The sequence below is a fragment of the Serratia sp. EC4 genome (assembly GCF_059652115.1).
Map to the genome: position 1 here is coordinate 105358 of NZ_JBNIDE010000009.1, position 25937 is coordinate 131294.

Consider the following 25937-nt stretch of genomic DNA (forward strand, 5'->3'; position numbering starts at 1 on the left):
AGCCACAGGCCGCCACTGAGCCCTCACCATAAAAAAGGCCCGCATCAAGCGGGCCAGTCGGTACCAGAGAAGTCTAGAGGGAAAATCAGAACGACCAGCGCAAGTTGGCGTTGACCGAATTAACGCGGGTATCGGCGCCGAATTGCCCCTGATAGCCGACATCCAGCGTCGCGGCGCGCGACAGTTTCACGCTCACGCCGATATCGCCCACCATCACGTTGTCATCCACGGCCTGGCCCTGCGTGACGAACGCGTCGCTGCCGGCAAACGCCATGCGCGATGAGGTGTTCTTATCGCCGTAAGCATGCTGCCAGCCGAGCGAGCCGTAGAGGCTGACGTTCTTCGGCAGTTCGGTCACGCCGCGCACCCCGAGCGTGGAGTAGAAGGTATTCATCGTTTCATTGCGCACGCTCAACGCCGCCGCGCCGCCCGACTCCTGGAAGCTGTCGGTATGCAGGCGGATATAGCTCAGGTTGATGAACGGTTCGACGTTCATCTCCGGCTGGCCGAAACGGTAACCCGCTTCGGTGAACGCCAGCAGCGAGTTCGCGTCGTAATCTGACTTCAGCCGATCCGAGAAGCCGCTGAAATCGACGTTGCGCTTGCCTTCAATCTTGTGCCAGGTGTAACCCAGCGCGCCGCGCAGTGAGAACGCATCCTGCTGCCCGGCCGCATACAGACCGAGGTGGTAGTTGTCGGTATCGGCCTTGGAGCGGCGGCTGTCAACGTCGTAGTCGCCGCGGCTGTAACCGAAGTAACCGCCGATGCGCACGTTATGGTCCGCCAGTTTGCGATCAGCCCCCAACAGGAAGCCGGTGGTGTTGCCATCCAGCTTGCCCACGTTGCCGTTGCCGCTGTTTCTGCCCCAGGAACTGAAGGTCTGCCCCCAGACGCCGCTGTTTTGCGCCTGCGCCGGTTGCACCAGCGACATCGCCAACGGCGGTACCGGCAGGCTGTCGTTGTCGAACAGGCGCAGCATGCGCTGGTTCAGCACGTTGAACAGCTGGGTGCTGCCGGCGATCAGGTTAGACTGCATCGACGGATAGACTTCGCCGGACAGCTGATTGAACGCCTCGCGCGCTTCCGGCGCGCTCAGCAGCAGCAGCGAGTTGTACAGCGCCAGCGAAGGGCCGCTCTGCGTCAGCGTCGAGAGCGCGCCGGCGGTATTCCACTGGTTGCCGCTTTCGGCCACCGTTTGGAAAATGCCCGGCTTGCCGCTGCCTGGGTTCTCACCCCCCGGGTTTTCCCCGCCCGGGTTCTCACCGCCCGGGTTCTCACCGCCTGGGTTTTCTCCGCCCGGGTTTTCTCCGCCCGGGTTCTCGCCCCCAGGGTTTTCCCCGCCCGGATTCTCGCCACCCGGGTTTTCTCCGCCCGGATTCTCGCCGCCAGGGTTTTCACCCCCCGTGTCTTTCTGCGCGATGGTCAGATCCACGGCGTTGGCGCTGTGGTTCAACGCCACATCGAGGAAGGCAGACTTGGAGACCGCCGCCGCGAACTGGCCTTCAATGCCGCCGTCCGAGGTCAGAATGCGGTAGCTTTGGCCGGTTTTATAGCTGGTTTGCGGATCCAGCGCCGTCACCTGCACTTTGGCCTGATCGCTGATGGTGGTTTTGCCCGCCACCAGCAGTTGATCGCTGCGTCCGTCGCCGGCGATATCGACGTCATAGAAGGATTCGCCGATAAAGTTCAGGTAGCGTTTCAGCGTCAGCGTGCCGATATTGCCGTCGCCGGGCGAGATATGGCCGCCGGACTGGATCTCGGTCTGGCCCAGCGTGCCGTTGCCGCCCAGCGTGCCGCCGGCCTTGATCGAGGCGGCGCTGCTGTAACCCTGCCCGTTATTGACGTCGGAACCCGCCGTCGCGTTGAGGATCAGCGTGCCGCCGTTCTCGGCGCCGAGGGTTTGGATCTCAAAGATGTCGTCTTCTTTCTGGGTGTTAATGTCGCTGGCGATGATGAGCTTGCCGCCGCGCGCGGTGACGTTGGCCTGCAGGCCAGTAAGATCGCCGTTCAGCGTCGTATGCCCGGCGGTGTTGATCACCTCGCCTTCGCCGCTCATCTTGTTGCTGAAGACGTAATTGCCGTCGGTATGGTTAAAGTACACATAGCTGCGGAACAATCCGCCCCGCAGGGCGATCGCCGTCTGGGCATCGATAGTGCCTGCAGCGCCCGCCGCGCCGAGCGTCGGCTCGGTCAACCCGGTGCCGGTATCCATGTTGCCGCGGCTGCCGATAATCAGCGCGCCGCGGTTAGAACCGGAACCGGTCTTGCCCAGCACCACTTCGTTGCCGCCGGCGGAGAATGTCCCGCCGTCCATGACCGCCAACACGCCATTGCCGTAATCGCCGACGTTGACGCTGCTGCCGCTGGTAAACCGTGAGCCGTTGCCGGCGATCGTCAGCTCGGCGGTTTTACGCGCGCCCGAGACGCCCGCCACCTGAATATTACCGACGTTGACCGCAGCGCCGTTCAACACGTCCAGATCGCCGTAAAGCGTGAGCGCGCGGCCGACGTTCCATTGGGAATTGGCCCCCGTGACCGTGGCTTTCGGGCTCAGCGTATCGGTCTCGCCCGGCCCGCTGCCATTGCCGATGCGCGCGTCAAAGGCGGTGTTCAGCACCGCGCCGTCTTCAATCGCCAGCGTGGATCGCGCCCCTAAGTCGGTGCCGACGCTGAGAAAATTGCTGGTGACGCGAGAACCGGCGCCGGTGGCGATAAGGTGGCTGTCGTAGCCGCGGGTGGCGCCGACCACGATCTCTTTCGCGCTGGCCAGCGCGCCGTCTTCAACCCGCAAAGTGCCCCGCCCCAGATTCAGGCCGCCGCGCAGCACGAACTGATCGTTCACCGCGTTCAGCTCGGCGTTCGGCCCGCGGACCGTGACCAGGCTGTCATGAATTTGGCCGTTGAACATCCGGCCGATATTGATGTTATAGGCGCTGATCTTGCCATTCTCGATCAACAGGTTGCCGCTTTGATTACGGCCGACGTAAACGTCCCCGGTGTAGGCCAATGATTCGGTAATTTTTGAGTCGCCGTCAAAAATGGCATCGTCTGCGCGAGCGATATCGGCAGGCGCCAGCATCAACAACGGCGCGGAAAATAGAGCGAGGTAAAGTTTGGAAAGCGGTGTTCTAACCGCTAAAGGGTGCGATGTCTTGTCATTCACGGGCTATCTCCGTACTCGTTAGCGTGATGTCGCGAAATTTATTGTTATAGGGAACTCAATACACTAGAGGAGGTGTGAGACGTTATTTCGCGCACGCCGGTTTAGTGATCGTCGAAGCAAAAGCTTATTGCCCCCCGGCGCTGACGCTCCGACGATGAAAAACCAGGAAGCGGTAATACCGCCCCCCAAAGCGAATTATTTATGCGTGACCACCGGCGTACAGGTCGGCGCGCTCAGCGACGGCGACGAACCTAAAATTCCCGGCATCATCAGCGACGAGCAATCGAAAATGCGGCCTTTTTCCGTGGTGGCACGATAAGAAAGTTTTTGGCCGCCCAGTGCATCCGGCTGTGCGCCATTGACGTTGGTCACGGTAATTTCGTCCGACGATCCCAGCCCCAGCATTTTGGCGGTTTCCGCCTGCAGTAATGGAATGGCCTGATCGGTTTTCAGGGTGGAACAACCGGCTACCATCATCGTAACGGTTAAAGCGATAAGTGGTTTCTTCATAAATTATCCTTTATAACCAATCAGTTAAAATTACCGATTAGCTTTATGTTTTCTCTTATCCAAATCCTCGAATAATATATTTCCCTTTCCTAAACGAAAAAACCCTCCTAAAGTAGGGAGGGTTGATAATAATTCATCAGACCTATCTGATATTTGAAGGCGAAAGGAGAATCCTTTGGGGCAGGATTATGCGTTGGTCGTTGATGACCATCCATTGGTAGCAAGCGGCATCGCCAATTTTCTCAGCACGCATTGCCGATTCAAACAGGCGCATGTGGTGACCAATGAAGAGAGTTGCTACCGCCATATTAGGGAAAATGGCCCACCGCGTTTACTGGTGATCGATTTTTGGCTCTCTTCCGGTACAGCGTTGAAATTACTCAAAGAAGTAAAACAACGTTATCCGCAGGTGCGGATTTTGGTGGTCAGCGGCGACGAGAATAACGATATCTGGCAGAAAGTTAATAATGCCGGCGGGCATGGATTCGTGTTAAAAAACGAGCCGCCGGAATTATTCGCCAGGGCGGTTTTTGCGCTGAATAATAATCAGGAATGGTTCCCTGACGGTAATGAAGCCACCGTTAAAAGCCACCATGAACACTTAAATAAATTCAATTTAACGCCGAGGCAAATCGACGTATTAACTATGATGCTGCGCGGCCTGCCAAATAAAAGAATTGCGACGCAACTGTCTATTTCCGAACCCACCGTCAAAGAACATATCAGCAATATATTGAAAAAGATCGGCGTCAACAGCCGGGTGGAAGCCATCACGCTGTTGCACGGCAAACGGGATCCGTCGTCATGAGGTTTTTCCAGCATTTACAAAATGATGGCATCTCCCCGCGCGCGCAGATCCGCCTGCTGGACAACACCTTCATGCGGCTGGTGTTCAGCTTCACCGCCGTGCCTTTTGTCGGCATCCCGTTCGCCATCTGGATTTATTTGCTGGGCGACAAGCTCGGCCCAACCATTACCTGGATCATCGTTTACCTGCTATGCGCCGTGGCGATCCGAATAGGGCATCGGCGCTACCAGCGCGAAGCCAAAGAGAATGATGAAGACGCCGTGCTGCGCCGCTGGCTGCCGCGTATTAATAAGGTGGCCTTTATTCACGGGTTGGGGATCTCATCACTCTATTTAATTACGCCGCAGACCCATAACTTTGACTTTTTCCTGCTGCTCAATATCAGCATCGCCGCGATCGTCGCCGCCAACGCAACGCACCTGACGCCCGTCATCAGCACCTTTACCCGCTTTTTCTTCGCCTCCTGGGGGCTGCTGAACCTCGGCATCATCTGGCGGCTGGAAGACGTGATGTTCATCGTGCTGATGCTGAACTTGTTGTACGGCTTCGCCATTTACCGCCACGCATTAACCTCGCATGCGTTCTTTATTCAGCAGGCGCTGCTCGAAGAGCAAAGCTCGCGCCTGGCGGAGCAGTTCCGCCAGGCTAAAGAAGAGGCGGAACAGGCGCTGTTGGACAAGAACCAGTTCCTGACCACCGCCAGCCACGATCTGCGCCAGCCGGTGCACGCCATGGGCTTTCTGATCGAGGCCATCATCCACAAAAACCGCGACGACAGCCTGACGCCGCAGCTGCTGGATCTGCAGCAGAGCGTGCGTTCGGTGCATTTGATGTTCAATTCGCTGCTCGATCTCAGCAAAATCGAATCCGGCAACGTGCGCACCGCCGCCACCCATGTGGATATCGGCGCCCTGCTCGACTCGGTGGTCACCCTGTTCCGCGAAGAGGCCAACAGCCGCGCCCTGACGCTGCGCACCTGGCGCCCCAGACGGCGTATCAGCGTGATGGGCGATCCGCTGCTGGTGCGGCAATCGCTGATCAACCTGATCCAGAACGCCCTGCGCTACACGCAACGGGGCGGCGTGCTGATCGCCATCCGCCCGCGCGGCGCCGAGTGCCTGGTGGAAGTGTGGGACACCGGCGTGGGCATCGCCGACGAAGAGAAAAGCAAAATCTTCTCCCCTTACTACCGCCCCGAGCTGGCGTGGAAAATCGACAGCGCCGGCCACGGGCTGGGGCTGGCGGTGGTGGCGCGCTGCGCCAAGCTGATGAAGGTGAAGTACGGCATGCACTCCGTCGAAGGCAAAGGATCGCGTTTCTGGATGCGCTTCACGCAATACATCGGCGAAGACAAAGCGCCGGAAACCGCGGCCGCCTACGACAACACCGCCACGCCTACCCGCTATGCGCCACTGCGCGGCGCCTGCCTGGTGGTGGACGATGATCCCTTGGTGACCTCCGCCTGGGAGAGCCTGATGAGCACCTGGGGCATCACCGTGCGCTGCGCAGCCTCCGCCGAGGAAGCCTTCGCCATCGTCGACGACGGTTTTACGCCGTTCGCCGTGCTGTGCGACCAGCGCCTGCGTTCCGGCGAGAGCGGTTTCGACATCCTGAAAGCGCTGTTCGAACGCCTGCCGGACGTGAGCGGCGCGATGGTCAGCGGCGAGTTCAATTCGCAAATATTGCAAGAGGCCGAGCAGGAAGGCTATCTGGTGCTGCGCAAGCCGCTGGAACCGGCCAGGCTGCATGCGCTGCTGACCCAGTGGGGGGCGGGTTAACTGCGTCGATGGCGCACGTTATCCGCCAGCAATAAGGCAGGCTTAATGAATAAAACATTAAGCCTGCCGCATATTACGCTGCGTTATCTAAATACGATTAATCGCATTTAGGCGGTTTTGGTTTGCAGACCGGCGGCTCAGGTTTACATACCGGCGGTTTTGGTGTGCAACTGCCCCAGGCATTATTCCACGCGTTTCCCCAGCTGTTAACAACCTTGCCGATGATAGCCAAACCCAGGCCAATCGTTGCGCCGTTCACCTGCTGAACTTCTGTTGAGTTTAATTCTCTCATTTTTCATCTCCATTCACTAAAAATAATTAATTTAAAAAGACTGCTTTTTATGAACCGTCGGTTCACGTTTTAGGTATAAGACGCTCAATAAATTAACTCAATAACGAAAATCTTAATCAAAGGTGAAATAAATATAAAATTTTATATTTCACCAGACAATTATGTCATTGCATGTACAGGTTGCAATGTAATTACCCGATCTGCCGATGCAATCGTCGATGGCCGATGAGCAATGATAACGCGGGTCATTTTCAACGAGGATATGGCTTCGTTCACCCTTTTTTCATTATCCAGATCCAAATGACTGGTCGCTTCGTCCATAAACAGAATACTGGGCCTTCGATATAATGCGCGGGCGATAAGAACCCGCTGTTTTTGCCCGCCGGAAAGGCTACCCCCCAATTCGCCCACCAACGTTTCATATCCCATCGGCATTTTCATAATGTCGTCGTGAATATTGCAATGCTTGGCGCATTCAACGATAAATTCCGTATCGGGATGAGCATCAAAACTGCATATGTTCTCGGCAATTGAACCGGCAAGCAGTTTATCTTCTTGCAATACACACGCGATGCACTCCCGATAATTATTAATGCCGATATCATGAATGTTAATGCCGTTGATAAACAAGCGCCCTTCCGTCGGTTCCAACAGCCCACACATCAGCTTCATCAACGTGGTTTTGCCGACGCCTGAAGGCCCGACGATCGCCACGCTTTCTCCCGCCGCAATCTGCAGGCTGAGCCCGGGGATCACTGGGCGCGAAAGGCTGTCATATTGATAAAGCAGATCGCGCACTTCAAAAGTCACCGCCTCGTTGGGATTGCATATCTTGCGATAGGGCTTCTCTTCCTCTGTCGTAGAAAGCACGATGTCCGCCAGCCTTTCATTATGCAAATTCAGCATTCGCAGCCGAATGACCATATCGATAAGATTTGACGCGCGATCGGAGAATTGCCCCCGATAGGCATTAAAGGCGACAAACATGCCTAATGTCATTTGACTGTCGATCACTAAAGACGCGCCTAACCACAAGATAACGATTTGATCGCAGGCCGCAAGAAACGCATTCACGCCGCCAAAGAACATATCGAGCTTCGTCACCCGAATATTGGCGTTTGCCGTATCGATATTTAAATTTAGCCAGAACTGCGAACGCGTTCCCGCCAACCCCAACGACTTCAGCGTCGCGATGCTGTACAACGTCTCCATAAAATGTGAGCTGGCTTTCGCCGACTTCACCAATTGCTCCTCGGACGCTTGCCGATAATAGCGATAGGTCGAAAGGCGCAGCAGAACATATAAGACCGTAAAGCCGGAGGCTACCCACACCAGCCAGCCGCCGTACATGAACATCATGATAAATACGCCGACCGACATGATGCCATCAATGATGCTGGAAACGATACTGGTGGTAAACGTGGTGCGAATGGCGTCCAGCGAGCCAAAGCGCGATTGAATATCACCCAGCTTGCGCTTTTCAAAATAGGCAAGCGGGAGCTTCATCAAATGATCAAACAGCCCTGATTTCCACTGTATATCGATCAGCGCGCCCATCACGATGGAGATCCACGAGCGAAACATCGAAACGCAGGTGCGGAACAAGATAAAAAACAGTAAACCGACGCAAATAATGACCAATAAATTATGGTCGCCGGCCTGGATGACGTGGTCCATCACCAACTGAGTCCCAACGGGCATCAGCAGGTTGACGGCCTCAATGACCAGCGACAGAGCGAAAATTTTTACCAGCGCGCTTTTAAGACCGGTGACATTGTTGAGCAGTTTTCTAAAGTGCAGGCGGTTTTTCTGCACCACAGGCGTGAATTCACTGCTTGGCCATACCTCTAAAGCTATTCCGGTAAAATGAAGGGAAAACTCCTGCAGGCCGATTACCCGGCGGCCAAATGCCGGATCGTGCAGGGTTATCCGTCCACCGCGAATGTTGACCAGGACCACAAAGTGATTCATATCCCAGTGCAATATGCAGGGCCTTTTCACCTGGTGAATCTCATCCAGGCTCAAGGATAAAGCCCGCGTTTTCAAATTGAGATTCTCGGCGATCGCGATCAGCGAGCTCAGGGTGGCGCCGCGGGCCGATATATCAAACTTCTGGCGCATCGACAGCATATCGATGTGCATGCCGTAATAGCCGCACACCATCGCTAAACTGGCCAGCCCGCATTCGGCGGCCTCCGTTTGCAAGACCTGCGGCACTTTTCTTCTGAGCGACAGGTTTAGCTTGCCAACGATATTCTCATAAACTTTATTCACGAAGTGGCCCCGACACACTGTTTTTCATGTCATAAAATGGCGCGAACATCCATTGGTAGATGGGTCTTTTCTCCAGGAAAAGCGTGGCTTGCGCCTTCATGCCGCTTGAAAGGTTCAGCTGCTTTCCCTGATAGCCGAACTGCGTGTTATCGATAGCCACCAGCACTTTGTAGTACGACTCAACCAGTTCAGCCGATTGCCGAGTTGGCGAACTGCTGTAAGTGGACATTTCCTGAATCGATGCGGGAACATAAGCGATGCTTTCGATCACGCCGGGAAACTGACCAAATTTTTCATACGGAAAGGCGTCATAACGAACGTTGATATGATCGCCTCGGCTCACGTAAGGCACGCTGCTGTTGGGCAACCATAAAACCAAATAATAGATAGCATGATTACTGGGGATTAATTGCGCCAGGCTGTCCCCCGTATTGACCATTTGCCCAGGCGTCACGCTGAGCGATTCAACGCGCCCGTCCGCCGGCGCATTGACAATCAACGAGCCGCTGGCGTCCGCTTCGGCCAGCTGCCGCAGGAGATCATTGCGCTGAAATTGATATTGCGAGATTTGATTATCGAAATCGGACGCTCTTGTCGCGAGATCGCTATTCAGATTAGTTATCTGCAAAGACTCTTGAATGCTTTGGTTATAGAGACTGTGGAACGTGCTCTGCTGCTGATAGTAGAGGTAAACCTGGTTATTCAGCTGATCCCGATTAATGAGCCCCTTACTGCGATACTCATCGTAATTTTTCATGGTTTCGCGCATAAAGTTAACGCCGTTGCGTGAATTTTCGACCATCTGTTTGGACTGGCTGTGCGCCAGTTTATATTGGTCAATCTGCGCTTGCAGATTGACCAAGGTCGTTTTCTTGTTCGTCTCCAATTTGGCGATGATGCTATCGACCTGCGCCAGTTGATTTTCTATCGCCTGCCGCGTGCTTGCGCTGACGGTGCCGGAATCCGTCACCCTGCTGACGTCTATCTGATAAAGATGCTGCCCTTTTTTTACCTGATCGCCCACATTGACAAAGCGTTGTGCAATGAATCCCTGCTGAGTAGCAAATATGTTGACCGATCTTGGCAGCGTCGTGACCTCTCCGCCCACGCTGATACGCCGGGTATAACCGCCATAGGTCACGAAAATGATCAGCACAGAAACGAATGAAAGTGAAATGCCCGCGATGACCCAGGCCGGCAACCCTGCAATTAACAATGCTTTTCCTGCCCATTTAGAACGACTATGCGATAAGGCCTCTTCCCTAAACAAATTCTGACCTCTCCATATATAGCGACACCGTTAATTTTTATCTTATCCATGGCCCAACACGGCGCTTATTTAGATTTAGTCCTTGTTGGCAAAACCCACAAGTAATAATAATCTTAAAAAATCATAAAACTGCTTAAACGTCACAAAAAGTGCGACCCTAATATTAGCGACGGCGTTATGAGTTGCATATTTCAACGCCGACCTCTTTAATCTAAGCGTATTCTCATCAAGCCGTCATTCACAGAGGCCGCGAGAATTAAGTGGCGAAACGCTTTACGTTTCGTTCTTGAGGCATAGGGATAAAGTTGAAAGGATTTACTATGAAAGAGCTAAATACTGCAGAGATCGAAATCGTTTCTGGTGCTGGGATTATTTCCGATACGGCAAGCTTTGTATCAGGATTTGCCGGCGATGTTGTCATTGATACCGTAAAATTGGCCAATGATGCGCTTAATACCCGATTGATCTCTTCCGTAGGCCAAGGGTTCAACGCGATCGGTTTTGGCTTGGGCGCCGTTCATAATGTCGCGGACTCGCTTGGCTATGCGGCATTTAAAAGCGTTGCAGCCGTAGGCTCCCTGCTGGGCGGGGATGCAAGCCGTATCGAATATCATTACGAGAAAGAATGGGGTGCTTGAAAACAAGCGACTCCCTCTGAAAGATTAATGATGCTAACCACCTGCCCAATCAGGTGGTTATTTCAATTACGCACTCACTAACTCTTCTGTTTGAAAACCGCTTTGGTCAATGGAGAGGAGAACACGTTGTGCGGATCATACTTATTCAGCACGTTGCAGGCATGATTCCAACTGTCATTTTTCCCTGCCCCGGCATTAAAGCTGCGCGGAATGTTTTCTTCGAGTACGGTTTTATCCTGCCACGCTGCCTGTGAAGTATAACCCCAGCCTTTACTCCACTCTACGCGAACCGTCGCATAGTCGCCCGCATAGTGGCTAAAAATCCATTTTTCCATTTCACTGTAGAATTTATTGGCATCCGGCGTATCGGGCATGGTCAGAATATCCAACCAGATCGCGACATCCCATTCCGGATGGGATTCAACGGGGCGAATGGCCGAAAGATCGGGAACAATGGCATTGGCCACCGCGCTCTCTTTTGCACTGTCCAACCCGGTGACGCGAATTTCAATTGGGCCATTCATCGGAAATGAATTTTTGCGCTGGTAATCGGCCACCATTTCTTCATATTTTTTCGTGAAATCGTGCAATACATTCTGAATATTGCTCCGTTTCGTGATTATCGCGTAACCATTGGCCGTCACGCGCAGCGTTGTCGGTTTCACATACAACAGCAGATCCTTGCTCCACCCCCACAGATCCGCCGACACGGTGGCCCCTAAACCAATGCTGACCAACTCCATCTGCGCCTTGCCGAGTGTCGGAGTCAGCTCCGGGTGGCCATTATTAATTTTTTTAATGATATCGGAAATTTTAACCGGCAAATTATCCGAGAACGGATAGTTAAATGGACCATTAACCGGTTTTGACACTTTTGGGAAGCTATCTTCTTGCTTCCACACTTTCAGCCATGGTTTTTCCGTGAACGGGAACCAGATGACTTCAACGCGCCCGCACAGATCCAAGAAATGGCTGAAGGTATTTTTTGTCGTGCTCGCAGTGGAAAAAAGATCCGCCGCGGTGACATTAACATAACTTTGGCAGCGTAAACGCCTGTTGCGCGGCACCTGCAGCGTCACTTCGCTGATAAAAGCCCGGCCGACATGCACCAGGAATGCCGAGCTCTCCGCATTATCACGCGTAAACTCCTTTAATTCATACTTCGACCGCGCCTGATCCCAAACGACAGCTTTTAGCGACACCACGCTATTGCTCACGGAACCAAAGCTGGCAAACTCAGCCAGACGCTCATCTTTTGCCGGGATGCAGGTTCCATGGCCGCCGATGGCGAGCACGCCACCTAGGGTCAGATCACCAGGCGCCGGCGTCGCATAAAAGCCGAGTTTCTTTTTTTCTAATTCAGTGAGCAAAGCCTGCATTGTCACCCCCGTTTGCGCGGTGACGTATCCATGCTCTTCCACTTTATTGATTGAGATGTTTTTGAATTTCCTGGTGAGGTCGATCAGCACGACATTGCTGTTATCCTCCCCGTTTGCAATAACGAGCGGTGACCAGTTGTGCTTGATGCCAACCGGACGCACGCAATATTTATTCTCATGCGCCCAGTTAATCACGGCCAAGAGCTCATCCGTATTTTGTGGATAGCAGGTCAGAATATGATTGCCGGAGATTTCTTTTGACCAATTAACAAAGTTGACATACTCATAACCCACAGGGAACGTGTTCAAACTAGAACTAGTCATAACTGACTTCCTTTTAAAATTAAAATCGATAGAGATAAAAACGGCAACAGCCCGAGCGCTAATTAATCACCCTGATAAGCACCTCCTTTTCCTTGGGATAACCCCTCTGTTTTACTGCCCGAATAGCGTCAAGACTTGCCAATATAAACCAACACCTTGACGTTAAGTTCTGCGTATTGAAAATTCTTTTCTTTATGCAATTCAATTAAAAAGCCGTTTCTTATTCGCACGCCAAGCAAAGGAAGATAGGCGTCATAGATGCTGTCAAAAAAAACCAGGTATTCGTTCAACCTGCCGTTAAACTCGAACAACAAATACTGCCCTCTTATCAACGTCAGATTGCGTGTCTCGTAGTACCCTTTGCTGAGCGTTACTTCCCAACCGGATGATGCCAACTTTACCGTGTGCATTGACGTATCGGTGTTTTTCCCTGTGCGGCTGCTGTATTTCTGTCGTTCCTCTCCTCCAGAGCTGGAAGCACTCATCGAATGATAGAGAAAAAACTTATATCCCTTAAGCAGGTATATGTTCTTGGGCATTTCGACAAAATGATATGCTGACGGATTTTGTATTAAAAAAGGAGGGAGGTGCTTGGAAAAGTCCCATTCCTGGCTCGTTCTAAAGTCCTTTGGGCTCTCACCGAAAAAGCGTTGAAAGGCGCGGCTAAAAGCCTGCTGCGAGCTAAAGCCGATAGCAGTAGCCACTTCCAATACTTTTAAATCAGACTGTTTGAGCATGACGGCGGACTTGCTCAGACGCCTATTTCTGATATACGTCGCTATTTTCATTCCCGTATAACGCTGAAACATTCTTTGCAAGTGCCATTTCGAATAACCAGACAAATCCGATAACTTTTCTATCGAGAGATCATGCTGTATATTCATCTCGATCAAATTAACTAGCTCGACCACGATACTATGCTGGTAACTCATAATGACATCCATGCCCTAACAAAACCCACCCCCAGACAACCTGCTCATTGGGCTTTTATCCATTAGAATGAAAAACAAAGCGCTGCCGCAATCATGCAATTAGGATTAGAATGTGAAAAACGATGAACCTTTCATAGTTGATTGACAGAGAGATACTTCTTTTGGGGTAGACGTCCTCCGCGTGACGTTATTGGTATAATTCTTATAAAGCTTTTCCCTAGTGAAGGCTTTTCCTGTCTCTTTCATCTCGACCAATATCCATCCTGAAGTTGTGCAACTAAGCAGTCAAAAGAAAGCATGTCCTGGCATCCATTGATAAATCACTTGCCTCCCTCTCGGCGGTGCATTTTAATACCCTTACATTTAGAGTAGCCTATGTAGATAGCTTAGAAAATATCAAATACCAGATAATTATACAGTTCGCACTTTATGTTACGACGATAATTAAAAGATAAGAAAAATCATATAATTAGAATTTCAACTCCAAGAAATGAATGCTGATAAAACTTAGAATTCGCCCTTGAGAAGCGTTATTAAATACAATGAAACTGCTGATTTCCCCAATAAAAACAGAAGGAAAGATTTATAAAATAAGAAATAGACTAATTCACCATATCCTTCTGATATATTTATTCGTCAGACCAAGTATTTCAGAAAAATCCCATAAAAAGGCTTGCAGAATCCTTTAATTTTCGCAGAGGATTAATTAGCTACGCTATAGCCCGATGCCGATGAGTCGACGCGCCTCAATACAGCAATTCATTTTAATGCCGCGGCCCGGCGGGTACGGTGAATAAAGACCCGTTATCCGACGAAGTGCGCGTGGTTGCAGAATACCGTGCTGCGGATAGGCACAAAACCGAGATGGAAAACGCCGCGTCTCAGGAAATGAGCCGTAAGCAAAGCGCAGGCTGCTCCGTGCGAGCTGTCTTCTCCGTTCGCCCCTCTCTCAACCCAGCCCTCCTTTCGGATCGGAGGCCGTCTACGGCTTAGGGCGCCAAACATCGGGCATAAAAAAACCCGCCGTTAAGCGGGTTTGGTTCTCATGTGTGGTTCACTGACGCCAGCCTACGCCGGACGCGGGATTACTCCCACTCAATCGTCGCCGGCGGCTTGCCGCTGATGTCGTACACCACGCGGGAGATGCCGTCCACTTCGTTGATGATGCGGTTGGAGACGCGGCCGAGGAAGTCATACGGCAGGTGCGCCCAGTGCGCGGTCATGAAGTCGATGGTTTCCACCGCACGCAGGGAGACCACCCAGTCGTATTTGCGGCCGTCGCCCATCACGCCGACCGAACGCACCGGCAGGAACACGGTGAACGCCTGGCTGACTTTGTTGTACAGGTCGGCTTTGTGCAACTCTTCGATGAAGATGGCGTCGGCGCGGCGCAGCAGATCGCAGTACTCTTTCTTCACTTCGCCCAGCACGCGCACACCCAGACCTGGGCCCGGGAACGGGTGACGGTACAGCATGTCGTACGGCAGGCCCAGCTCCAGGCCGATCTTGCGCACTTCGTCTTTGAACAGCTCTTTCAGCGGCTCGACCAGGCCCAGCTTCATCTCTTTCGGCAGGCCGCCCACGTTGTGGTGCGACTTGATCACGTGCGCTTTGCCGGTGGCGGAAGCGGCGGATTCGATCACGTCCGGATAGATGGTGCCCTGCGCCAGCCATTTCACCTGCTCTTGCTTGCAGGCTTCTTCGTCGAACACTTCAACGAACACGCGGCCGATGATTTTACGCTTGGCTTCCGGCTCGTCCACGCCCGCCAGTGCGGTCAGGAAGCGGTTTTCCGCCTCAACGTGCACGATGTTCAGGCCGAAGTGGTCGCCGAACATTTCCATCACCTGCTTGGCTTCGTTCAGGCGCAGCAGGCCGTTGTCGACAAACACGCAGGTCAGGCGCTTGCCGATCGCGCGGTGCAGCAGCATCGCGGTGACGGAGGAGTCAACGCCGCCGGACAGGCCGAGGATCACGTGGTCTTCACCCACCTGCTCGCGGATGCGCTCGACCGCATCTTCGATAATGGTGGCCGGCGTCCACAGGGCTTCACACTGGCAGATGTCCAGTACGAAGCGCTCCAGCATGCGCTGGCCCTGACGGGTGTGGGTCACTTCCGGGTGGAACTGCACGCCGTAGAAGCGTTTTTCTTCGTTGGCCATAATGGCGAACGGGCAGGTGTCGGTGCTGGCGACGGTCACGAAGTCGGACGGGATAGCGGTCACTTTGTCGCCGTGGCTCATCCACACGTCCAGCAGCGGTTTGCCGGCCGGGCTGATGGCGTCTTCGATGTCGCGCAGCAGCGCGCTCTCGTGGACGATTTCCACCTGCGCGTAGCCGAACTCGCGTTCGTTGGAGCCCTGCACATGGCCGCCCAGCTGCATCGCCATGGTCTGCATGCCGTAGCACACGCCCAGCACCGGCACGCCGGCGTTGAACACGTAGTCAGGGGCGCGCGGGCTGCCGGCTTCGGTGGTGCTTTCCGGGCCGCCGGACAGGATGATGCCGCTTGGGTTGAATTCGCGGATCTGCGCTTCGCTAACGTCCCAGGCCCACAGTTCGCAGTAAACGCCGATTTCGCGCACGCGGCGGGCGACCAGTTGGGTGTATTGCGAACCGAAGTCCAGTATGAGGATGCGATGCTTATGGATATTTTGTGTCATGTGAGGCGAATTCCAGCAACAAGAGAAAAAGAGCGAAAATGTATGTTTTCGGGATGGGGATTGGCGCCCCACCCCGGCCTCTCACTCAGGAGAGGTTAAGGCATCAGCCCATGCGGTAGTTCGGCGACTCTTTGGTGATGGTCACGTCGTGCACGTGGCTTTCCTGAATGCCGGCGCCGCTGATGCGCACGAACTCCGCCTTGGTGCGCAGATCGTCGATGGTGGCGCAGCCGGTCAGGCCCATGCAGGAGCGCAGGCCGCCCATCTGCTGGTGCACGATGGCTTTCAGCATGCCTTTATAGGCCACGCGGCCTTCGATACCTTCCGGCACCAGTTTGTCGGCGGCGTTATCGGTTTGGAAGTAACGGTCGGAAGAGCCTTTGGACATCGCGCCCAGCGAGCCCATGCCGCGGTAAGATTTGAACGAACGGCCCTGATACAGCTCGATTTCGCCCGGAGACTCTTCGGTGCCCGCCAGCATGGAGCCGACCATCACGCAAGAGGCGCCCGCGGCGATCGCTTTGGCGATATCGCCGGAGAAGCGGATGCCGCCGTCGGCGATAACCGGGATGCCGGTGCCTTCCAGCGCTTCCACCGCGTCGGCGATGGCGGTGATCTGCGGCACGCCCACGCCGGTCACGATACGGGTGGTGCAGATGGAGCCAGGGCCGATACCCACTTTCACCGCGCTCACGCCGGCTTCAGCCAGCGCTTTGGCGCCCGCTGCGGTCGCGACGTTGCCGCCGACGATCTGCAGATCCGGGTATTTGGCGCGGGTTTCGCGGATGCGCTGCAACACGCCTTCGGAGTGGCCGTGCGAGGAGTCGATCAGCAGGACGTCAACGCCCGCCGCCACCAGCGCGTCAACGCGCTCTTCGTTGCCGGCGCCGGCGCCGACCGCCGCGCCCACGCGCAGACGGCCGTGCTCGTCTTTACAGGCGTTCGGCTTACGTTCCGCTTTCTGGAAGTCTTTAACGGTGATCATGCCCAGCAGATGGAAGCTGTCGTCCACCACCAGCGCTTTTTCTACGCGCTTTTCGTGCATCTTCTGCAGCACCACGTCGCGCGCTTCACCTTCTTTCACGGTGACCAGGCGATCTTTCGGCGTCATCACCGCGGTGACCGGCTGGGTCAGATCGGTCACGAAGCGCACGTCGCGGCCGGTGATGATGCCGACCAGCTCGTTGTCTTCGGTAACGACCGGGTAACCGGCGAAGCCGTTGCGCGCGGTCAGCTCTTTCACTTCCTGCAGCGTGGTGGCCGGAGTAACGGTCTGCGGGTCGGTGACTACGCCGCTTTCATGTTTCTTCACGCGGCTGACTTCTTCAGCCTGGCGCTCGATGGACATGTTTTTGTGGATGAAGCCCAGGCCGCCTTCCTGCGCCAGCGCGATGGCCAGGCCGGATTCGGTAACGGTATCCATGGCTGCGGACAGCATAGGGATGTTCAGGCGGATGGTTTTGGTCAGTTGAGTGCCGAGCTCTGCGGTGTTAGGCAGAACCGTGGAGTGGGCTGGAACCAGGAGGACGTCGTCAAACGTCAGAGCTTCTTTAGCGATACGTAGCATGGGCAATATCTCACCAGGGTGGGCTGTGAAAAAGATAAAATATTGCCGCGGCATTATACAGAGCGGAATCGGTTGCCTCCAGCACTTTCTTACAAAAAGTCTTGATTACCTTTTTCAGCCATGTAGTATCGACCAATTAAGTGATTGTTTTGAAATTTGATCTGGGTCACATGACGCTACCTGTTTCGCCTTCCATTTTTACCGTAAGCCGCCTCAATCAGACGGTTCGCCAACTGCTGGAAAGGGAAATGGGGCAGATTTGGCTCTCCGCCGAGATCTCCAACCTCTCCCAGCCCGCCTCCGGCCACTGGTATTTCACGCTGAAAGACGATCGCGCCCAGGTGCGCTGCGCGATGTTTCGCAACAGCAACCGCCGCGTCACCTTCCGGCCGCAAAACGGCCAGCAGGTCTTGGTGCGCGCCAGCATCACGCTGTATGAACCGCGCGGCGACTACCAGCTGATCGCCGAGAGCATGCAGCCCGCCGGCGACGGCCTGCTGCAGCAACAGTTCGAGCAGTTGAAACAGCGCCTGAGCGCTGAAGGGTTGTTCGATCAGCAGTTCAAGCAGCCGCTGCCCGCGCCGGCCAAACGCGTCGGGGTGATCACCTCCGCCAGCGGCGCGGCGCTGCACGATATCCTGCAGGTGTTGCAGCGGCGCGATCCGTCGCTGCCGATCGTCATCTACCCCACCTCGGTTCAGGGCGCGGAAGCGCCGATGCAGATCGTGCGCGCCATCGAGGCCGCCAACCGCCGCGACGAATGCGATGTGCTGATCGTCGGCCGCGGCGGCGGTTCGCTGGAAGATCTGTGGAGCTTCAACGACGAACGCGTGGCGCGGGCGATCTTCGCCAGCCACATTCCGATCGTCAGCGCCGTCGGCCATGAAACCGACGTCACCATCGCCGACTTCGTCGCCGACCTGCGCGCGCCGACCCCTTCCGCCGCCGCCGAACTGGTCAGCCGCAATCAGCTTGAGCTGTTGCGCCAGCTGCAGTCGCAGCAGCAGCGGCTGGAGATGGCGATGGATTACTACCTGGCGCAGCGCCAGCAGCAGTTCACCCGCATTCACCACCGTTTACAACAGCAGCATCCGCATCTGCGCCTGGCGCGCCAGCAGACGCTGCTGTTCAAGCTGCAGCGCCGGATGGAAGACGGCATGCAGCAGCAGCTGCGCCAGGCCGCCCGCCGCAGCGAACGCGCCCAGCAGCGGCTGGCGCAGGTGCAGCCGCAGGGCCGCATTCACCGCTACCAGCAGCGCGTGCAGCAGCAGGAATACCGTCTGCAGCAGGCGATGGAGCGGCAGCTCAACGCCTATCGCCAGCGCTTCGGCGTGGCCTGCAGCCAACTGGAAACCGTCAGCCCGTTGGCGACGCTGGCGCGCGGCTACAGCGTGACGCAAACTCCGCGCGGCGAGCTGCTGAAAACCACCAAGCAGGCGCAGGTCGGCGAACTGCTTAAAACCCGCCTGCAGGACGGCTGGGTGGAAAGCGAGGTGAAAACCATCACCGTCGCCAAAAAGCCGCGCAAGAAGCGCGCGGCCGAGTAAGCCTTACTCCAGCGTAAAACGCTCGCCCGGTTCGCCGTTCACCCACAGCGCGCGCGTTTCGCCTTCCGGCAGACTGAGTAGCAGCGTGCGCCAGGCCGGGCGGAAACGCCCTTCCGTCGTGATATCCAGCATGATGCGCTGAGGGTCGCAGCGCATTTCCCAGCGCAGCCACAGCGCATCGCCCTGCCGCCAGCGTTCGCTTTCACCGTCGTCCTCAAACAACAGCCCGCTGCTTGCGCCGCAACCCTTGAGCGGAAACAGCCGCAGCTCGCGCCGATCGTCGGCGGCCACGTCCACATGCGCCAGCCGCTGCGACAGCGGCAGCGCTGCCCCGGCGCGCACCAGCAGCGGCAGACGCTCCAGCGGCGCCGCCAGCGTCACCGTCTGGCCGCCGCCGAACCACTGGCCGCTGTAGAAGCAGTACCAGCCTTCGCCGTTATCCGGCAGATACACCGAACGGCGACGTTGCCCCGGTTTCACCACGCTGGCCACCAGCAGATCGCGGCCGATCAGAAAATCGTCGTTCTCGCCGAAGGTGCGCGCATCCTGTTCGTGATCGAGGAAAGTCGGGCGCAGCATCGGCTCGTCGTCGGCGCAGGCCTGCCACAGCAGAGTGTAGAAATACGGCAGCAGCCGGTAACGCAGGTTGATCGCCTCACGCACCGCCGGGGTGGCGGCCGGGTACATCCAGGGCTCGTTGACCGTAGCATCGTCGTTCCAGGAGTGGATGGTGAAACGCGGGTGCATCACGCCGTTTTGCACCCAGCGCACCAGCAGCTCCGCGTCCGGTTTGTCGCCGGAGAAGCCCCCGACGTCGTGGCCGAGGTTATACAGCCCGGACAGGCTCATGCCCAGCCCCATGCGGATGTTGTAGCGCAGCGTCTGCCAACTGGTGCGGTTGTCGCCGCTCCAGGTCTGCACATAGCGCTGCATGCCGGCGCAGCCGGAGCGCGAGATCAAGTACGGCCGCCGCTGCGGCGCGAAGCGCTGCTGGGCCTCCATCGAGGCGCGCATCATCAGCAATGGCATCACCGGTCGGATATGCTTGATGGCGATCGGCCGTCCAAAGCCGTGGCAGCGCGCTTCGCCATCCCACACTTCGTACTCGTTGTTGTCATTCCAGGTGGAATCGATGCCCATCTCCAGCAGTTGCTGCGTGACACCCTGCTGCCACCAGCGCACCGTCGCCGGATTGGTGAAGTCGAGGTGCGATCCCTCGTCGTCCCAGAAGCTGGAGCGCTCCGGCGCGTCGCTTTGCGAATCGCGGATAAACAGCCCCTGCGCCGCCACCGCCTGATACTGAGGGTGATCCTGCAGCAGGCACGGCTTGATGTTGGCCGCCAGCCTGAGGCCGGCGTCGTGAAACGCCTGGCTGAGCAGCTTGGGCTGCGGTACCTTGTCGTAGTTCCAGTTGAACACGTAGCGCTTGTTGTTGATCGAGGTGTAGCCCGACGACAGCTGGAAAGAGTCGCAGGGAATGGCGTGCTGGCGGCACAGCGCGATGAACTGCTGCAACTGCTGCTGGGCGTCCGGCGCGTCGGTGTAGTGCATGGTCGAGCCGCTGTAGCCCAAGCTCCACTTCGGCCCGAAGTGGGTGCGGCCGGTCAGGCGCACGAACGCCTTGGTGACGTCCAATACCTTCGGCCCGAGGAACAGGTAGTAATCCAGATCGCCCGCTTCGGCCTGATAGCGGCGATAGGCCGTATGGTAGTTGTCTATCTCGTTGCCCAGATCCAGCCAGCAGCTGCTCAGGTTATCGTAGAACAGGCCAAAGCTCGCCTCCGGCCCACGGGTGATGGTGAACGGAATGTGTTTGTACAGCGGATCGGTGCTGGCCGCGTTGTACCCCATGGCGTCCAGATTGCGCATCTCGAAGCGGCGGCCGGTGCGCTCCAGATCGCCGGTTTTCTCCCCCAGGCCGTAATAGCGCTCATCGGCGAAGCGGCGTTGGTAGTGCGCCACGCCGTCGCCGTGCGCATTGAGCAGGTAGGCGCTGGTTGGCCGATCCGCCGCCAGCGGCCGCCACTCGCCGGCGGCATTGCAATGCTCCCATTCCAACCACAGCGGCTGATGCACCGTCACGCGCAGCAGCGGCGTGCTGACCACCAGCCGACCGCTCTCCTGGCGCAGCTGATAGCCCGGCAGGCTGAAGCCGGCGACGCTGAGCCGTTCGCGCCCTTCCCAAGGCACATCCTCCTGCGGCGCGATGCTCCAGGTGCGATCCAGCGCCAGCTCGCCGTTGCGCTTGATCAACACGCGGAACAAACCGTCTTCCAACACGTACAGACAGAAACGGTGACGTTCATCGACCAGCAGCTCGACATGGTCGGCATGCTGCGCCGCCAGCGTCCAATTTTTCAAGGTTTTCATAAATATCCCACTTAGCTGTGTGAAGGGGTTTTCTTACCGCCGCGCTCGGCGATCAGGGCAATCAGGAACACAGCGCCGATCAGATCGAAGAAGCCCATGGCGATAAACAGCGGGTTGAAGCCGATGGTGTCGGACACCGCGCCGATCAGGAGCGTGAACAGGAAGCTGGCGATCCAGGCGCTGGAGCCGCGCATGCCGTTGACCGTCGCCATCTGGTTTTTATCGAACGACTCCACCACCAGCGCGCTGAGCATGCAGGAGATCACCTGGTGGCCGAAGCCGCCGATCGAGATCAGCGCGATCGCCACATAGGGATTTTGGGTGATCGCAACGAACGCCAGCGACACCATCAGGAAAGCGCCGGTCACCGAGCTGGCGACCACGGAGTTGACGCGGCTGCAGCCGAACCATTTGCGATACAGGGTGGTGAGATAGCCGCTGGCGACGCTGCCGATATCCGCCGCCAGGAACGGCAGCCAGGCGAACATCGCGATCTGTTTCAGATCCATGCCGCGTTCGGTGGCCAGGTACAGCGGCACCCAGAAACTGAATACCGCCCAGGCCGGCTCGGCGAGAAAGGCCGGGATGGCGATGCCGTAAAACCTCTTGTTCTTGCACAGGCTGGCCAGCGAAGTGAAGAACGGCAGCTTCGGCAACACCGGCTCGTTGTCTTCGCGGATCAGATCCAGCTCCTGCTGGCTAAGGTTCGGGTGCTGCTGCGGCGAGTGGTAGAACAGCCACCACAGCACTACCCAGATCAGCGCCAACCCGCCGGAGAACAGGAACGCCCCCTGCCAGCCGAAGGAGACGTGAGCGATGACAATGATCGGCGGCGCCAGCATGGCGCCGATGGAGAAACCGACGCCCGCCCAGCCGGCGGCGATCGGCCGCTCCTTTTTCGGGAACCAGTCGGAGATCGCCTTGGCGTTGGCCGGGGTGGCCGCCGCCTCCGCGCCCCCCATGAAGAAGCGCAGAATGGCCAATTGCAGCCAGCTGCCGGCGCCGGCGTGCAGCATGCATACCACCGCCCAAATGCCGGCGCAGATCAGAAAGCCCATCTTCAGGCCGATAACGTCGATCAGCCAGCCGCAGATCGGCTGGAACACCGTGTAGGCCAGCTGGAACGACGCCACTACCCAGGCATATTGCTCGGTGCTCATGTTCAGGCTGGATTTCAGCTCCGGCGCCAGAATGCCCAGCGAGTTGCGGGTGATGTAGTTGACCGTCACGCCCAGCAAGAACAGCGCCAGCATCCACCAGCGCAGCGATTTGAACTTGCGCCGGCCGCTCTGCGCGACCGCCTGATTGATCTCCACACTCATCGGTTCTCTCCCCGCGGCCGCCGGTTACGGCGACGCGCGTTTTGGTAGGGTACGTTGTGCTATCAAACACGGGACGGTGAAAACGGATCGGCGCCGTATCATTTGCCGACAGACAATCACAACCCCATGATTTATTTTTTGTTTTCTTTTTCGCACACCGTTAGAATTGGACTGACAGGTCGTTAAAATTGGTGTACCAATGCAGACTACTCAGCGATAGCGCACAGCGAAACGGGGTTTTTTGCAAAGATTTTCACTGGCGGGTGAAAAAATAGCCATAATGACCGCTAAATCCGGTCAAGACGCTGAAAATGCGCAGTGAAAATATTCTCATGGACGAATTTGAAGGAGATCACAAAATGAACGGAAAGCTGAAAATCCAGGAGATCGCCCGCCAAACCGGGCTGTCGATCAGCACCGTTTCCCGCGTGCTGGCCGGCAAGGCCAACACCAGCGCCGAGGCGCGCCGCAAGGTGTTGGACTGTGCGCAACAAAATGGCATTCTGCAGGGCATTTCCAGCGGCCGGCTGATGCTGAACAACGTGATGGTGTTCGCGCCGCAGCGCGCGTTCGACGTGCGCACCGACATCTTCTACTACAAGGTCATTCAGGGCATTGCCGCCGCGCTGATGGAGCACGAGGTGCGCATCCGCTACTGCGGGCTGGAAGAGCAACACAGCGACGGCGCGCTGTTTCTGGAAAAGATGAGCGATCCGCACACCGAAGCGGCGCTGATCATCGGCATCGACGACGAGCATATCCACACCCTGGCCGCCGATCTGCACAAGCCCTGCGTGCTGATCAACTGCAGCGATCGGCAGATGCGGCTGGACAGCGTCTCGCCGGATCATCAGCTGATCGGCGATTACTCCGCCAGCTACCTGTTCCAGCAGGGGCACAGCCATATTCTCAACCTGCAGTGTCTGCGCCGCCACACCATGGAGCTGCGGCTGGCGGGCATCCGGCAGGCCTACGCCCGGCATCATCTGCCGTTCGACGACGGCCGCCATCTGATCACCACCTCCGGCTTCGGCGGCGAAGAGGCCGAGCAGGCGCTGACCACCTATCTCAACGGCATCCACGGTCACGCCCCGCTGCCAACGGCGATCCTGGCCGGCGGCGACTACATGGCGGTCGGGGCGGTCAAGGCGCTCAACAAGCGGGGGCTGAACGTGCCGGGCGACGTGTCGGTGATGAGCACCGACGGCTTCAACCTGGCGGAAATCCATGACGTGCCGCTGACCTCGGTGCAGGTGCCGCGCGACGAACTGGGTTACGAAGCGATCCAACTGCTGCAGCGGCGCATGCTGCGCGCCGACGCGCCGCCGTGCAATCTGCTGCTGCACGGCCGGCTGGCGGTGCGCGCCTCGGTGCGGCGCATCAGCCCGCACAAGACCGCGCCGGCGGTGAGCACGCATGACCACAGGCTTTATGACGAGTAGGCTACACTTAGGCACAGTGCATTCATTCGATGAGGTAAAATTTTTTGCCTAAGGAGAGCCACTATGCCAGCCCAGCGCATGCGTTCCGTCATTCCTCCCTACATGCTGCGCCGCATCATTGAACACGGCAACGCCCCGCAGCGCGACTGCGCGCTGCACACCCTGAACCACGTGCAAAGCCTGCTCGGCAACAAGCCGCTGCGTTCGCCGACCGAGAAAAACGCCCGAGCCGGCGAAGCGCTCCGCGATATCTACGACGCCCAGAACGGCACCCAACTGCCTGGCAAACCGGTGCGCAAAGAGGGCCAGCCCAGCAACCACGATGTGGCGGTGGACGAAGCCTACGACTACCTCGGCGTCACCTACGATTTCTTCTGGCAGGCCTACCGCCGCAACTCACTGGATAACCAGGGGCTGCCGCTGGTCGGCAGTGTACACTACGGCAAGGAGTACCAGAATGCCTTCTGGAACGGCCAACAGATGGTGTTCGGCGACGGCGACGGCGAGATTTTCAACCGTTTCACCATCGCCATCGACGTGGTCGGCCACGAGCTGGCGCACGGCGTGACCGAGAGTGAAGCCGGGCTGATCTACTACCAGCAGTCCGGGGCGCTCAATGAGTCGCTGTCCGACGTATTCGGCTCGTTGGTCAAGCAGTTCCACCTGCAGCAAACCGCCGATAAAGCCGACTGGCTGATCGGCGCCGGGCTGCTCGCCAAGGGCATTAAAGGCAAAGGGCTGCGCTCGATGTCGGCCCCCGGCACCGCCTACGATGACCCGCTGCTGGGCAAAGATCCGCAGCCCGCCAGCATGAAGGATTACATCCAGACCAAGGAAGACAACGGCGGCGTGCACCTCAACTCCGGCATTCCCAACCGCGCCTTCTACCTGGCGGCGACGGCGCTCGGCGGCTTCGCCTGGGAGAAAGCCGGCTACGTCTGGTATGACACGGTGTGCGACAAAGCGCTGCCGCAAAATGCCGACTTCGCCACCTTCGCCCGCGCCACGGTGAAACATGCGCAAGCGCGTTTCGACCAGAGCGTGGCGGACAAGGTGCAGCAAGCCTGGCATCAGGTGGGGGTGGAATAATGAAACCGCTGCCGACGCTCAATCAGGATACGGTCATTGAGCTGGCGCGCGAGGGAGGCTTCGCCTACATTCCCAAACTGGCGGGCCAGCGCCGCATCGCGCTGGCCGATATCACGCCGGAACAGCGGCAGCGCCTGAATCAGTTGCTGAACCAGACGCTGCCCTATGCGCAGGAAGAAGGCCAGCCCAACTCCCCCGGCTGCGGTGACCAGCGCTACTACCGCGTACAGATCAACTACACCAGCCCCACCCTGAGCACCGAGATCGTGCTGTTAATCCCGGAAAGCAGCGCGCCGCAAGCGCTGGTGGATCTGTGGAAAACCGGCCAGGTGGATGAGTGAGGGCTTACAGAGGCTGATAGCTGAAATTCACCCGTTTTTTGGAGATCAGCCCGTGCCCGTTCTGGCACAGGTAATCCACCGCCCCGCAGGCCTTCAACTCTTGCAGCGGCTGCCCGCACTCCGGGCAGCTCGCCTGCTGCCGATAATCACGCTGACAGGCGGCACAATGGTAGTGACCCGCTACCCAATTCATGGTCTGACGACAGTGCGGACAATGCGCATCCATAA

19 protein-coding genes are annotated in these 25937 nt (G+C 57.0%); 7 read left to right on the forward strand and 12 right to left on the reverse strand.

Annotated elements, in window-relative coordinates; all coding sequences use genetic code 11:
- Positions 1 to 85: 85 nt before the first annotated feature.
- Both ACP39K_RS20575 and ACP39K_RS20580 read right to left on the reverse strand, forming a co-directional pair.
- The gene (locus ACP39K_RS20575) at positions 86 to 3163 is read right to left on the reverse strand and encodes an autotransporter outer membrane beta-barrel domain-containing protein (protein ID WP_497008803.1); all 3078 of its coding nucleotides are present in this window, start codon (positions 3161 to 3163) and stop codon (positions 86 to 88) included.
- A 195-nt stretch (positions 3164 to 3358) separates the two neighbouring features.
- Positions 3359 to 3673 (reverse strand): putative periplasmic lipoprotein, encoded by a 315-nt coding sequence (locus ACP39K_RS20580; RefSeq protein ID WP_015378764.1) that lies wholly within the window; start codon positions 3671 to 3673, stop codon positions 3359 to 3361.
- Between the two features lie 175 nt (positions 3674 to 3848).
- Between ACP39K_RS20580 and ACP39K_RS20585 the strand changes: the two genes are divergently transcribed.
- Positions 3849 to 4481 carry a response regulator transcription factor gene (locus ACP39K_RS20585; RefSeq protein WP_016929736.1) on the forward strand — a complete coding sequence of 211 codons (633 nt, stop codon included), beginning with the start codon at positions 3849 to 3851 and terminating at the stop codon, positions 4479 to 4481.
- Positions 4478 to 6259, forward strand: coding sequence for a hybrid sensor histidine kinase/response regulator (locus tag ACP39K_RS20590; protein WP_060431323.1), 1782 nt, complete (start codon positions 4478 to 4480; stop codon positions 6257 to 6259). Before ACP39K_RS20585 ends, ACP39K_RS20590 begins: the two co-directional genes overlap by 4 nt.
- Positions 6260 to 6356: 97 nt before the next feature.
- Here the strand turns inward: ACP39K_RS20590 and ACP39K_RS20595 are convergent, their stop codons facing one another.
- The 3 genes from ACP39K_RS20595 to ACP39K_RS20605 all read right to left on the reverse strand — a co-directional run bounded on the left by ACP39K_RS20595 (position 6357) and on the right by ACP39K_RS20605 (position 10095).
- Positions 6357 to 6551, reverse strand: a complete 195-nt coding sequence (locus tag ACP39K_RS20595) for a hypothetical protein (protein WP_497008804.1) — start codon at positions 6549 to 6551, stop codon at positions 6357 to 6359.
- A gap of 159 nt (positions 6552 to 6710) precedes the next feature.
- Positions 6711 to 8825 carry a peptidase domain-containing ABC transporter gene (locus ACP39K_RS20600; protein ID WP_244757759.1) on the reverse strand — a complete coding sequence of 705 codons (2115 nt, stop codon included), beginning with the start codon at positions 8823 to 8825 and terminating at the stop codon, positions 6711 to 6713.
- Positions 8818 to 10095: an HlyD family secretion protein gene (locus tag ACP39K_RS20605; RefSeq protein ID WP_033634326.1), complete on the reverse strand. Its 1278-nt coding sequence runs from the start codon at positions 10093 to 10095 to the stop codon at positions 8818 to 8820. Before ACP39K_RS20605 ends, ACP39K_RS20600 begins: the two co-directional genes overlap by 8 nt.
- Positions 10096 to 10415: 320 nt before the next feature.
- Here ACP39K_RS20605 and ACP39K_RS20610 point away from each other — a divergent pair, with 320 nt between their 5' ends.
- A complete protein-coding gene (locus ACP39K_RS20610) occupies positions 10416 to 10733 on the forward strand; it encodes a hypothetical protein (RefSeq protein ID WP_016929740.1) in 318 nt (105 codons plus the stop codon).
- A gap of 77 nt (positions 10734 to 10810) precedes the next feature.
- On the opposite strand, the gene ACP39K_RS20615 is transcribed toward ACP39K_RS20610, so the two are convergent.
- From ACP39K_RS20615 to guaB, 4 genes are all read right to left on the reverse strand, one after another.
- Positions 10811 to 12436: a cholesterol oxidase substrate-binding domain-containing protein gene (locus ACP39K_RS20615; protein WP_028128327.1), complete on the reverse strand. Its 1626-nt coding sequence runs from the start codon at positions 12434 to 12436 to the stop codon at positions 10811 to 10813.
- Positions 12437 to 12564: 128 nt separating this feature from the next.
- On the reverse strand, positions 12565 to 13368 hold the full coding sequence (locus ACP39K_RS20620) for a helix-turn-helix domain-containing protein (protein WP_028127791.1): 804 nt from the start codon (positions 13366 to 13368) through the stop codon (positions 12565 to 12567).
- A 1085-nt stretch (positions 13369 to 14453) separates the two neighbouring features.
- Positions 14454 to 16031, reverse strand: a complete 1578-nt coding sequence (guaA, locus tag ACP39K_RS20625; protein WP_497008805.1) for a glutamine-hydrolyzing GMP synthase — start codon at positions 16029 to 16031, stop codon at positions 14454 to 14456.
- A gap of 103 nt (positions 16032 to 16134) precedes the next feature.
- Positions 16135 to 17598: an IMP dehydrogenase gene (gene guaB, locus ACP39K_RS20630; RefSeq protein WP_004941460.1), complete on the reverse strand. Its 1464-nt coding sequence runs from the start codon at positions 17596 to 17598 to the stop codon at positions 16135 to 16137.
- 170 nt (positions 17599 to 17768) lie between these two features.
- Here guaB and xseA point away from each other — a divergent pair, with 170 nt between their 5' ends.
- A complete protein-coding gene (gene xseA / locus ACP39K_RS20635; protein WP_497008806.1) occupies positions 17769 to 19145 on the forward strand; it encodes an exodeoxyribonuclease VII large subunit in 1377 nt (458 codons plus the stop codon).
- A 3-nt stretch (positions 19146 to 19148) separates the two neighbouring features.
- On the opposite strand, the gene ACP39K_RS20640 is transcribed toward xseA, so the two are convergent.
- Together ACP39K_RS20640 and ACP39K_RS20645 are read right to left on the reverse strand one after the other, a co-directional pair.
- Complete coding sequence (locus tag ACP39K_RS20640) at positions 19149 to 21515, reverse strand: glycoside hydrolase family 31 protein (protein ID WP_497008807.1); 2367 nt, start codon at positions 21513 to 21515, stop codon at positions 19149 to 19151.
- An 11-nt stretch (positions 21516 to 21526) separates the two neighbouring features.
- Positions 21527 to 22837 (reverse strand): MFS transporter, encoded by a 1311-nt coding sequence (locus tag ACP39K_RS20645; RefSeq protein ID WP_273835827.1) that lies wholly within the window; start codon positions 22835 to 22837, stop codon positions 21527 to 21529.
- A 359-nt stretch (positions 22838 to 23196) separates the two neighbouring features.
- Between ACP39K_RS20645 and ACP39K_RS20650 the strand changes: the two genes are divergently transcribed.
- The 3 genes from ACP39K_RS20650 (at position 23197) to ACP39K_RS20660 (ending at position 25709) form a co-directional block, all read left to right on the forward strand.
- On the forward strand, positions 23197 to 24279 hold the full coding sequence (locus ACP39K_RS20650) for a LacI family DNA-binding transcriptional regulator (RefSeq protein WP_033639625.1): 1083 nt from the start codon (positions 23197 to 23199) through the stop codon (positions 24277 to 24279).
- Positions 24280 to 24342: 63 nt separating this feature from the next.
- The gene (locus ACP39K_RS20655; protein WP_033639624.1) at positions 24343 to 25368 is read left to right on the forward strand and encodes a M4 family metallopeptidase; all 1026 of its coding nucleotides are present in this window, start codon (positions 24343 to 24345) and stop codon (positions 25366 to 25368) included.
- The gene (locus ACP39K_RS20660) at positions 25368 to 25709 is read left to right on the forward strand and encodes a protealysin inhibitor emfourin (RefSeq protein WP_016929750.1); all 342 of its coding nucleotides are present in this window, start codon (positions 25368 to 25370) and stop codon (positions 25707 to 25709) included. The genes ACP39K_RS20655 and ACP39K_RS20660 overlap by 1 nt, the downstream gene beginning before the upstream one ends.
- 4 nt (positions 25710 to 25713) lie before the next feature.
- Here the strand turns inward: ACP39K_RS20660 and ACP39K_RS20665 are convergent, their stop codons facing one another.
- Positions 25714 to 25935, reverse strand: coding sequence for a zinc ribbon domain-containing protein (locus ACP39K_RS20665; protein WP_028127372.1), 222 nt, complete (start codon positions 25933 to 25935; stop codon positions 25714 to 25716).
- Positions 25936 to 25937: the final 2 nt, after the last annotated feature.

Excerpts from the sequence above, each read along its gene's own strand:
- ACP39K_RS20580 (WP_015378764.1), bottom strand. The coding sequence starts at position 3,673 with ATGAAGAAACCACTTATCGCTTTAACCGTTACGATGATGGTAGCCGGT.
- ACP39K_RS20590 (WP_060431323.1), top strand. The coding sequence starts at position 4,478 with ATGAGGTTTTTCCAGCATTTACAAAATGATGGCATCTCCCCGCGCGCG.
- ACP39K_RS20595 (WP_497008804.1), bottom strand. The coding sequence starts at position 6,551 with ATGAGAGAATTAAACTCAACAGAAGTTCAGCAGGTGAACGGCGCAACG.
- ACP39K_RS20610 (WP_016929740.1), top strand. The coding sequence starts at position 10,416 with ATGAAAGAGCTAAATACTGCAGAGATCGAAATCGTTTCTGGTGCTGGG.
- ACP39K_RS20615 (WP_028128327.1), bottom strand. The coding sequence starts at position 12,436 with ATGACTAGTTCTAGTTTGAACACGTTCCCTGTGGGTTATGAGTATGTC.
- ACP39K_RS20620 (WP_028127791.1), bottom strand. The coding sequence starts at position 13,368 with ATGAGTTACCAGCATAGTATCGTGGTCGAGCTAGTTAATTTGATCGAG.
- guaA (WP_497008805.1), bottom strand. The coding sequence starts at position 16,031 with ATGACACAAAATATCCATAAGCATCGCATCCTCATACTGGACTTCGGT.
- guaB (WP_004941460.1), bottom strand. The coding sequence starts at position 17,598 with ATGCTACGTATCGCTAAAGAAGCTCTGACGTTTGACGACGTCCTCCTG.
- xseA (WP_497008806.1), top strand. The coding sequence starts at position 17,769 with ATGACGCTACCTGTTTCGCCTTCCATTTTTACCGTAAGCCGCCTCAAT.
- ACP39K_RS20640 (WP_497008807.1), bottom strand. The coding sequence starts at position 21,515 with ATGAAAACCTTGAAAAATTGGACGCTGGCGGCGCAGCATGCCGACCAT.
- ACP39K_RS20645 (WP_273835827.1), bottom strand. The coding sequence starts at position 22,837 with ATGAGTGTGGAGATCAATCAGGCGGTCGCGCAGAGCGGCCGGCGCAAG.
- ACP39K_RS20650 (WP_033639625.1), top strand. The coding sequence starts at position 23,197 with ATGAACGGAAAGCTGAAAATCCAGGAGATCGCCCGCCAAACCGGGCTG.
- ACP39K_RS20655 (WP_033639624.1), top strand. The coding sequence starts at position 24,343 with ATGCCAGCCCAGCGCATGCGTTCCGTCATTCCTCCCTACATGCTGCGC.
- ACP39K_RS20660 (WP_016929750.1), top strand. The coding sequence starts at position 25,368 with ATGAAACCGCTGCCGACGCTCAATCAGGATACGGTCATTGAGCTGGCG.
- ACP39K_RS20665 (WP_028127372.1), bottom strand. The coding sequence starts at position 25,935 with ATGGATGCGCATTGTCCGCACTGTCGTCAGACCATGAATTGGGTAGCG.